Raw genomic sequence first — 10,255 nt, forward strand, 5'->3', positions numbered from 1 at the left:
CAATGACTATACAAAAAAGTAATCGTCTTTCTGCTAATAAAAGATCAATCAAGAAGCGTATGACACTCACCTTTTCAGTGAGTGTTTGCCTTCTTGTTATTTTTGTTTATCTTAATTTAGCCACTGGAACTTTAAATATTCAAACTAAAGATATGTATCATTACTTTTTTACTTCAATTGAAAACAAGCAGACGTTTATCATTCAAAGTGTTAGAATGCCAAGGATGATTGTTGCCATACTTGTGGGAGGTGCCTTAGCTCTGGCTGGTTTACTCATGCAATCTATAACTAGAAATCCATTAGCATCTCCGCAAATATTTGGGGTAAATGCGGGTGCTTCATTTATTATCGTATTAGTGACAGTATTAATGCCTACGATGGGAAACTATGCAACCTATTTAGCGTTTATTGGGGCATTTATTGGTGGGTTAACTGTGTATTTATTATCTGGTTCTACGAAAAAAATAACACCAGTGAAATTAGCTTTAGCAGGAATGGCAGTACATTTGTTTTTTAGTAGTCTTACACAAGGTATTATTTTACTTAATGAAGATTCTAATTCTACTGTTATGTTTTGGTTAGTTGGCTCTTTAAATGGAATGAAATGGAAAGATGTAATGATAATTTGTCCTTGGATTCTTATGGGACTTATCATACTAATTGCATTTGCAAGACAACTTACAATAATGGAATTAGGTGATACACTAGCCAAAAGTTTAGGTCAAAAAACTGAAGTGATAAGAATCATTATCGGATTACTTGTTATTATATTTGCTGGGACATCTGTCTCTATTGTAGGACCTATTGGATTTATAGGATTAATCGTGCCACATATAGTAAAACGTTATGCACCGCATAATTACTTCATTTTAATTCCGTTAACATTTATAGTTGGCGCAAATTTATTGTTATTATCTGATACATTGAGTCGTTTAATTACATATCCCTATGAATCACCAGTTGGAATTGTTACTTCATTTATAGGAGCATTTTATTTCTTATTTATTACTTTAAGGAGAGTGAAACGAATATGACACACCACTCATTAGCTATTCGTTATGCACTTGTCGTTACGATATTAATCATAAGTATATTTATTAGCTTATGCGTCGGCGCAACAATGTATAATCCCGTTAAAGTAATAAATAGTTTATTGATACAAGATGATTTTATTCTAAATGAATATCGTATACCTAGAACACTTTTAGGATTAATAGTAGGAAGTAGTTTAGCTATTTCAGGAACAATCATACAAGGGGTAGTAAAAAATCCTCTCGCTTCTCCAGATGTTATTGGAATGACTAAAGGTGCAAGTTTAGCAGCGATTATAATTATTATGGTTTTTCCCAATGCTCCTTTAATCATTTTACCTATGGGTTCATTTGTTGGTGCATTAATAATCAGTTTAATTTTATCTTTTTTAATATCTCAATTTAATATTAAAGGATCTACCTTGGCATTAATTGGCTTAGCAATTGGTGCTATATGTACAGCAATTGTACAATTTTTACTAATACGAAATCCCATGGATGCAAATAATGCGCTTATATGGTTAACAGGTAGTCTTTATGGTCATACGATAGAAAATGTATATTCAATTTTACCTTGGTTTATTATTACGATTCCAATCGTCATTGCTTTAAGTCATCAACTCGATATCTTAAACCTAGGAGATTCAATAGCGATAGCATTAGGTACACGAATAAAACGTATTAAAATGATACTGTTGATTTTATCAGTGATGTTAGCAGGATCATCTATTTCAATAGTTGGAGGAATCAGTTTTCTTGGATTGATTGCGCCACACATAGCTCGAAAAATCGTCGGATATCGTCATGTTCACGTCGTAATGATGTCTGGTTTAATTGGAGCAATCCTCATTTTATTTAGTGATGGATTAGCAAGAGGTATTCATCCGCCACTTGATATACCAGTAGGCGTAGTTATTGCCATTGTTGGTGTTCCATACTTTTTATTGTTACTTAGAAGAATTTAAATGTTAAAAGAGTGAGATCGTATTCACAGTGAATGCTATCTCACATTTTTTGTGAAATTTTAAACTTTTGTATATTGCAAGTTATTTGAAAATAAGATATAGTAAAGTACATATTGTTTATAAAAATACATATAAAGTTATATTTATATAATTAATAGGCGTTAATTTCGATGAAAATACAAAACAAATGAATAAATACAATTACCTATACAAATAGAAAGAAGGGTGAATATTGGAGAATTATAACAAACAGGAGAAAATAAAAGGAAGAATAAAATTTATATCGATGTCAATCATTGGTATTATTTTATTTTTAATACCCATTCCAATTGTACAAGATGGGGAGAAACAAACAACATTACCAGTGGCATTTTTGGCAAATTGGTTAAAAGATTTATTAGGACCTGCAATGTCAATTCTCATTATGACAATCATTACGTTATCGACTATTTTGACTATTTTATTTTCAACAATTTTAAAGGATAAAGTAAAACCAGGTGGTCTTATCGCGAATGCATTTCAAGTTGGCCCAGTGTGGATGATACTAAGAGTACTTGCAGTTGTATTTGCCTGGATGACTTATTTTAAAATTGGAAGTAAAGTGATATATTCAGAAGATACGGGTGGATTAGTATTTAATGACTTATTACCTACATTAGTAGCAGTATTTCTTTTTGCTGCCTTATTTTTACCTTTATTAATGGAATACGGTTTATTAGAATTTTTAGGACCATTGTTTAGACCAATCATGAGACCATTATTTACTTTACCAGGACGATCAGCAGTTGATAATTTAGCCTCATTTATAGGAGATGGAACAGTAGGCGTGCTTATTACAAGTCGTCAATATGAAAAAGGTATTTATTCAAAAAGAGAATCAATAGTAATTTCTACAACTTTTAGTGTTGTATCGATCACATTTGCTATTGTTATTGCTCAAACTATTGGATTACAACAAAAGTTTTTTGTATTTTATTTAACAGTAATTGTTTCTTGCTTAGTTGCAGCGATGATCATGCCAAGAATATGGCCACTAAATCAAATTCCAGATGATTTTACGAAAGAAGTATCTGAAAGTACACGACTTGAAAAACTTCCAGAAGGAAAAACTGCATTAGCTCACGGTTTTGATGAAGCTACAATTGTAGGGCTAAAAGCGCCAGGAGTTAAAGAATTTTTTAAAACGGGAATTAAAACGGTGATTGATATGTGGTTTGTTATTTTACCAGTAGTTATGAGTATAGGGACTATTGCTACGATAATAGCAAATTATACGCCAGTATTTGAAATCATAGGAAAGCCATTTATTCCTATATTACAATTACTTCAAATTCCTGAAGCTGCAAAAGCATCTGAAACTTTACTTATTGGTTTTGCAGATATGTTTTTACCTTCTATCTTAATAGCGACGGTACACAGTGAATTGACACGATTTGTGATTGGTGCTTTAAGTATATCTCAATTAATTTATCTATCTGAAGTGGGCGGTGTGATTTTAGGTTCTAAAATTCCAGTCAGTCTCGGAAAGTTATTTATGATATTTTTAATTAGAACTGCAATCACATTACCAATTATTGCTTTAATGGCACATTTATTACTATAAAAAAGAAGCAGGGTAAGGATTGATGAATGCAATTCCAATTCCTTCCTGCTTCTTTTTCTATTCTAAAGTTGATAGTACGTTTGCTTTTACAATTTCACTTGTTACTACTGGTGAATCTTCTGTTGAAGATTTTCCAGTATTTTTATGTGCTTCTTTAAACGCATCACTTTGGGTCCAAGCTTTGAAGTTTTCTTCATTGTCCCACCATGTATTAACATACATATCTTCAGTATCATTAGTATTATCAATTTGCCAAACTTCAATTTTTCTGAAACCGTCTAATTGTTCAATCTTACCACCTTTAGTGAAACGTGGTGCCATTTTTTCAGCAAATCCTTTTTTTACAGTAATTCGATTTGTAACAACAAACATAGTCAGACCTCCTTGGGTATTTATTTTAATAATATACAAATTCAAAGATATATCAAATAAAACATATGTAATAAATAAGAAAAATAAACATTTAAAGAAAGGTATCTATATACCGAAAATATGTTCGTATTTTAAGACTATTTATGTTAATATATTTTTAATAAAGGAGAAGATAAATGACAGGAAAAACGCATGTAGCTGCTGGTTTGCTTGTAGGAGCAATAACAGTTGACCATTATCATACAGATCTATTTTCTACTGTAACAGTAATTTGTTTAGCAATAGCAGGAAGTTTACTTCCAGATATTTGTCATACAAGAAGTAAGATTGGAAGACAATTTAAAATTCTTAGTTTGCTCGTTAGTACTATCTTTGGGCATCGAACATTTACGCATTCATTGTTATTCTTAGGTATGATAGGTTTTTTACTTATTTTAATTCAAACTCCGACTTATTATTTAGTTACTATTATCGGTGCAATGGCTTCTCATGTTATACTAGATATGTTGACACCTAGAGGGGTAAAGTTACTTTATCCAATACCTTTAGCGATTAAGTTTCCTTTTACTTTCAAAACTGGTGGTTTTTTAGATGCATCCTTATCAACAGCTTTTAGTATTGGAGCAATATACATAATATTTCAAGAGTTTATAAATGAAATTTTGAAATATGTGAGCCATTCATTGTCCGGATGATATCAATGAATATGATGGATTATCTTTCTTGTCTTAATATCAAATTTATAATTAATATGATAAATATATTTGAATGACACGAACTATCTATAAGGAGAGTTATAAATGCTAGATCAAAGTAAATTAGAAAAATACAATCAAGAACATTTAATTGAATATGAGAAAATGATGAGTAGTAATGAAAAAGAGCAATTAGATGAAAAAGTGAACTCATTAGATTTAGAATTTATTCAAGAACTTTATCAAAGTTTATATGTTAATCGTAAAACAATTACAGATGTTACTGCAGTTTCTGAAGTTGATTATAAAATTAAGGAAGCATTCACTGAACAAGATCGTGAATATTATGAACATAAAGGAATAGAAGCAATAAGAAATGGAGAATTTGCTGTTGTTCTTATGGCTGGTGGTCAAGGCACACGTTTAGGTTATAAGGGACCTAAAGGTTCTTTTGAAATTGAAGGTGTAAGCTTATTTGAACTTCAAGCAAGACAACTATTGCATCTAAAAAATGAAACAGGACATTGTATTAATTGGTATATTATGACTAGTGATATTAATCATGAGGAAACATTACGTTACTTTGAAAACCATGATTATTTTGGTTATAACCCAGAACGTATTCACTTTTTTAAACAAGACAACATTGTGGCTCTAAGTGAAAATGGTAGACTGATTTTTAATGAAAAAGGCTATATTATGGAAACACCTAATGGTAATGGTGGGATATTTAAATCGCTAGAGCATAAAGGTTATTTAGATAAAATGGAGAAAGATGGCGTAAAGTTCATTTTCTTAAATAATATTGACAATGTGTTAGTAAAAGTTCTTGATCCAGTATTTGTAGGATTTACAGTAGTAAATGATAAAGATATCACATCTAAATCTATTCAACCTAAAAAGGGTGAAAGTGTTGGACGATTAGTTAGTAAAGATAATAAAGATACTGTACTTGAATATTCAGAACTTGATGAAAATGTAGCGAATACATTTGATAATGCAAATATTGGCATTCACGCATTTAAGTTATCATTTATAAATCAAGCGGTAAATAATGATTTACCATATCATTTAGCCATTAAAAAATTGAAACAACTGGATGATGACTTTGGTTTGATTGAAAAAACATCTTTAAAATTTGAACTATTTTATTTTGATATTTTCCGATATGCGAATAGTTTTATTACATTACAAGTTCCAAGAAAAGAAGAATTTTCACCCTTGAAAAATAAAGAGGGAAAAGACAGTGTAGAAACTGCAACTGATGATTTAAAACGAATGAATGTAATTTAAAGGATGGTGGAATACGATGTCTAAATCATCTCAGCATACAAAAGATAATGTAATTGAATCATTTAAAGACATCATTCCACTATCTTTTGGCGAGGAAATTGGTAATGCAACCTCACATGGTGTTGCTGCACTAATGACTTTATTTTTACTGCCTTATGCAGCAGTACATAGTTATAATGAGTATGGAACACTAAGTTCTATTAGTGTCTCTATCTTTGTTATTAGTATTTTCATGATGTTTATTTCCTCTACTGTATATCATTCAATGAAAAATAATACATCGCATAAATATATATTAAGAATTATTGACCACAGTATGATATATGTAGCAATTTCTGGAACGTATACACCAGTCTTACTAACAGTTGTTGGAGGTTGGTTAGGATGGCTGGTCTTTTTGTTATTATGGGGAACAACAATATGGGGTATTCTATATAAGTCAATTTCAACTCATGTAAATTCCAAATTAAGCTTAATTGTTTACTTAGTTATGGGATGGGTTGGTATTATATTTTTACCTGTGATTATTATTAGAACATCTTGGTTATTTATTTTATTTATCGTATTAGGTGGTCTTTCTTATACTATTGGAGCATGGTTTTATGCACAAAAAAACCGTCCATATTTTCATATGATATGGCATATTTTTATCGTTATTGCATCACTCTTTCATTTTATAGGAATCGTATATTTTATGTAGACCTAGTTGAAAGGTTATATCATTGAGAATAACTTAGTTTATTAAGTGCTTATTTAGAAACAGGACTATGAATTCAAAAAGAATTCTATCCTGTTTTTTCTTTTTTTAATAATACATTAAAATTGTTTATGAATATAATTAAGGATATTCTATATTATGAACTTTTTAAATATATAGGAGGGCAAAGATGAAATTAAAATCAATAGGTATTGTAGTGACTTTGGTTTTAACAATGTTTATGGCAGCAATTGAAAGTTCAATTATTTCACTAGCATTGCCTACCATTCGTAAAGATTTGAATGCTGGTACAGCAGTGCCATTAGTCTTTACCGTTTATTTTATAGCACTTGTAGTAGCAAATCCTATTGTGGGTGAACTTCTCACAAGATTTAAGATTCTATATATAGCTGTAGTCGGCATACTATTATTTGGTATTGGAAGTTTTATGTCAGGCATGAGTGAGACGTTTATAATGTTAATTATTTCAAGAGCCATCCAGGGACTTGGCGCAGGAGTTATGATGTCTTTGACTCAAATTGTACCAAAACTAGCATTTGAAATTCCGCTTCGTTACAAAATAATGGGCATCGTTGGAAGTGTCTGGGGAATTTCAAGTATTCTTGGACCATTATTAGGTGGTGGAATATTAGAAGTTGCAACATGGCATTGGTTATTTTATATCAACATACCAATTGCATTGATAGCTATTGTTTTAGCTTTTCTTACTTTTCATTTTCCAGAAGAAGCGGAAGTACAACATATACACTTTGATGTAAAAGGATTATCTTTGTTTTATATTTTTATTGGACTTCTTATGTTTAGTTTATTAAATAAAACAGGTGTTACTTTTAATATTATTGCATTAATACTAGCAATAGTTATATTATTCGTTTTATTCAAATATGAAAATAAAACAGATATGCCTTTTTTACCAATAAGTGAATTTAATAAATCAATTTCACTGGTATTTATAACTGATTTACTTATAGCAATATGTCTAATGGGGTATAACTTATATATACCTGTTTATTTACAAGATTATTTAAAATTATCTCCACTACAAAGTGGATTAGTGATATTTCCACTTTCTGTTGCATGGTTAGCTTTAAACTTCAACTTAGCTAAAGTAGAATCAAAATTTTCAAGAAAAAAACTATATATAGGAGCTTTCATATCATTAATTTTAAGTAATATGATTTTAGTATTTGGACTTCATATTCCTCTTATTATTGCGGGAGCTGTGATTCTTGCAGGATTGAGTTTTGGCTTTGTTTATACTAAAGACAGTGTGATTGTTCAAGAAGAAACAAGTCCTAAATATATGAAAAAAATGATGTCATTCTATGCATTAACTAAAAATTTAGGATCATCTATAGGATCTACATTGATGGGGTCATTATATGCACTTCAATTTGGTTTATTAGGAGGTAACTTCTATAATATATTAACTGTAAGCACAATTGTTGCGCTTATATTAATTTTAATGTGGGTATTTTTATTTGAAGAGAATAAAGAAGGTATAAAATAATAATTTTAAGTTACTATATATAAATGATAAAGTGGCATTATAAAGTATGGATGAAAAGAGGAGGAAAGAGAGAAATGAAATTTTCTAATCAAAAATTTAATGGTATCTTTCCGACTCTTCTTATTCTTCTTATTTTTATTCTATCAGGTTGTATATTTTTAATATTTTTAGGATTTGGGTTATTTGGATTAAGTCGAATTCTTATTTTTTTAAAATTAGGATTCTTTACATACAATAAGGATTTATTCAGCAATTTAGTATATTACGGTAGCTATATAGTATTTGGATACTTTTTGCTATTTGCTATTGAGCATTTAATGGATTACTTTAGAAAGCAATTACCTAATAATCCATATTTTAATGGAACACTATTTCATTTAATTTCATATGTGATTACGACTATTCTATTCTATTTTGTTATTCATATTCATTACGTATATATTAAAATTGAATTTTGGGTTATTGCATTAATTATTGGAATACTATATTTATGTAAAATGATTTTTTATCCAGATAGCGAAGACTTGAATGATAAGAAGTAAACATAAGCTATAAATTCTTGATAAATTCAGCACAGTTTATAAGTAAATTTGTTAAAATGTAAATATAAAGAAACTTAAGGGGGATAATGAGTTGTTAACGGTAGAACAAGTAAAAAAAATAGTGGGAGACTTAAAAGACCCAATTATTAATGTGCCTTTAAAAGAAACAAAGGGAATTGTAGAAGTAAAAATAAAAGAAGAAATTCAACATGTAAGTGTTAAAGTTGCTATGGCTCAATTAGGAGGACAACCACAGCTTGATTTGCAAATGTCAGTGGTTAAAGCTTTAAAAGAAAACGGAGCAAATACAGTGGGCATTCGTTTTGAGGAACTACCTGCTGAAGTTGTGGAAAAATATACAGGAAAAGAAAAAGAGAAACCTAAGACAATTGAGGGATTATTATCACAGAATAATCCAGTGGAGTTTATTGCAATTGCTTCTGGTAAAGGGGGAGTAGGGAAATCAACTATAGCCGTAAACTTAGCAGTAGCATTAGCGAGAGAGGGTAAAAGAGTAGGTCTCATAGATGCTGACATTTATGGTTTTAGTGTTCCAGATATGATGGGGATAGATGAAAAGCCTGGTGTTCAAGGAAAAGAGATTATTCCTGTAGAACGTCATGGTGTTAAAGTGATTTCAATGGCATTTTTCGTTGAAGAAAATGCACCAGTTATTTGGCGTGGTCCTATGTTAGGAAAAATGTTGACGAATTTCTTTGTTGAAGTTAAATGGGGAGAATTAGATTACTTATTACTTGATTTACCTCCTGGAACAGGTGATGTAGCCCTTGACGTTCATTCAATGTTACCAAGTAGTAAAGAAATAATAGTAACCACACCACATCCAACAGCAGCATTTGTAGCAGCAAGAGCTGGAGCTATGGCTAAGCATACAGAGCATTCTATTTTAGGTGTTATTGAAAATATGAGTTATTTTGAAAGTAAAGAAACTGGAAAAAAAGAGTATGTATTTGGTAAAGGTGGCGGACGTAAACTTGCGGACGAGCTCAATACCCAATTGCTAGGAGAACTACCTCTTGAACAACCTTCTTGGAATCCTAATGACTTTTCACCATCTATTTATCAAGAGGAAGATCGATTAGGAAAAATCTATAAAACAATTGCACAAAAAGTGATTGCTGCAACAATAAAATAATAAATAAACATTAGTGTAAAAGTGCTCGAAAAAAATATCATTTCGAGCGCTTTTTCTATTGCAAAATATAAAAATTCTGATAGAATATCTTTTTGTGAGCAAGTTAGAAGAATTGCTTAAAACAAAAATAAAATTATTAAAATAATTTGTTGACACTAAATGAATTGTTTGATAAGATATAAAAGTCGTTTTCAAGAAGTGTTAATACATTTTAAAAAATGTAAATTCGGTGTAAAATTTACCATTGCAAAATCTTGAAAAACGATATAAAATATTAAAAGTAATCGAAATTAGTTATTGACTTTCGAAATTGAAGTTGATATAATTTAATAGATTATATTTTAAATGAACATTGAAAACTGAATGACAA

Annotated in this window: 10 protein-coding genes; 9 read left to right on the top strand and 1 reads right to left on the bottom strand. The window is 30.1% G+C overall.

What is annotated here, in order from left to right; translation table 11 throughout:
- Positions 1-2: 2 nt before the first annotated feature.
- The 3 genes from HMPREF2578_RS01215 to HMPREF2578_RS01225 all read left to right on the top strand — a co-directional run bounded on the left by HMPREF2578_RS01215 (position 3) and on the right by HMPREF2578_RS01225 (position 3,599).
- On the top strand, positions 3-1,034 hold the full coding sequence (locus HMPREF2578_RS01215) for a FecCD family ABC transporter permease (RefSeq protein WP_017175372.1): 1,032 nt from the start codon (positions 3-5) through the stop codon (positions 1,032-1,034).
- Complete coding sequence (locus HMPREF2578_RS01220; protein WP_017175371.1) at positions 1,031-1,996, top strand: FecCD family ABC transporter permease; 966 nt, start codon at positions 1,031-1,033, stop codon at positions 1,994-1,996. Before HMPREF2578_RS01215 ends, HMPREF2578_RS01220 begins: the two co-directional genes overlap by 4 nt.
- Before the next feature lie 286 nt (positions 1,997-2,282).
- Positions 2,283-3,599, top strand: coding sequence for a YjiH family protein (locus HMPREF2578_RS01225; protein WP_019835202.1), 1,317 nt, complete (start codon positions 2,283-2,285; stop codon positions 3,597-3,599).
- A gap of 57 nt (positions 3,600-3,656) precedes the next feature.
- Here HMPREF2578_RS01225 and HMPREF2578_RS01230 read toward each other — a convergent pair whose 3' ends face one another.
- Positions 3,657-3,971 carry a heme oxygenase gene (locus tag HMPREF2578_RS01230; protein WP_048680627.1) on the bottom strand — a complete coding sequence of 105 codons (315 nt, stop codon included), beginning with the start codon at positions 3,969-3,971 and terminating at the stop codon, positions 3,657-3,659.
- 176 nt (positions 3,972-4,147) lie between these two features.
- Between HMPREF2578_RS01230 and HMPREF2578_RS01235 the strand changes: the two genes are divergently transcribed.
- The 6 genes from HMPREF2578_RS01235 to HMPREF2578_RS01260 all read left to right on the top strand — a co-directional run bounded on the left by HMPREF2578_RS01235 (position 4,148) and on the right by HMPREF2578_RS01260 (position 9,885).
- The gene (locus HMPREF2578_RS01235) at positions 4,148-4,666 is read left to right on the top strand and encodes a metal-dependent hydrolase (RefSeq protein ID WP_017175369.1); all 519 of its coding nucleotides are present in this window, start codon (positions 4,148-4,150) and stop codon (positions 4,664-4,666) included.
- A gap of 105 nt (positions 4,667-4,771) precedes the next feature.
- Positions 4,772-5,959 (top strand): UTP--glucose-1-phosphate uridylyltransferase, encoded by a 1,188-nt coding sequence (locus HMPREF2578_RS01240; RefSeq protein WP_019835205.1) that lies wholly within the window; start codon positions 4,772-4,774, stop codon positions 5,957-5,959.
- A gap of 16 nt (positions 5,960-5,975) precedes the next feature.
- On the top strand, positions 5,976-6,659 hold the full coding sequence (locus tag HMPREF2578_RS01245) for a PAQR family membrane homeostasis protein TrhA (protein WP_019835206.1): 684 nt from the start codon (positions 5,976-5,978) through the stop codon (positions 6,657-6,659).
- 187 nt (positions 6,660-6,846) lie between these two features.
- Positions 6,847-8,187: a multidrug efflux MFS transporter SdrM gene (gene sdrM, locus HMPREF2578_RS01250; protein WP_048762031.1), complete on the top strand. Its 1,341-nt coding sequence runs from the start codon at positions 6,847-6,849 to the stop codon at positions 8,185-8,187.
- 74 nt (positions 8,188-8,261) lie between these two features.
- Positions 8,262-8,729, top strand: a complete 468-nt coding sequence (locus HMPREF2578_RS01255; RefSeq protein ID WP_017175365.1) for a SepA family multidrug efflux transporter — start codon at positions 8,262-8,264, stop codon at positions 8,727-8,729.
- A gap of 91 nt (positions 8,730-8,820) precedes the next feature.
- Positions 8,821-9,885 carry an Mrp/NBP35 family ATP-binding protein gene (locus tag HMPREF2578_RS01260; protein ID WP_048762029.1) on the top strand — a complete coding sequence of 355 codons (1,065 nt, stop codon included), beginning with the start codon at positions 8,821-8,823 and terminating at the stop codon, positions 9,883-9,885.
- Positions 9,886-10,255: the final 370 nt, after the last annotated feature.

It is taken from the genome of Staphylococcus sp. HMSC072H03, assembly GCF_001809305.1.
Taxonomy (GTDB): Bacteria; Bacillota; Bacilli; order Staphylococcales; family Staphylococcaceae; genus Staphylococcus; species Staphylococcus hominis.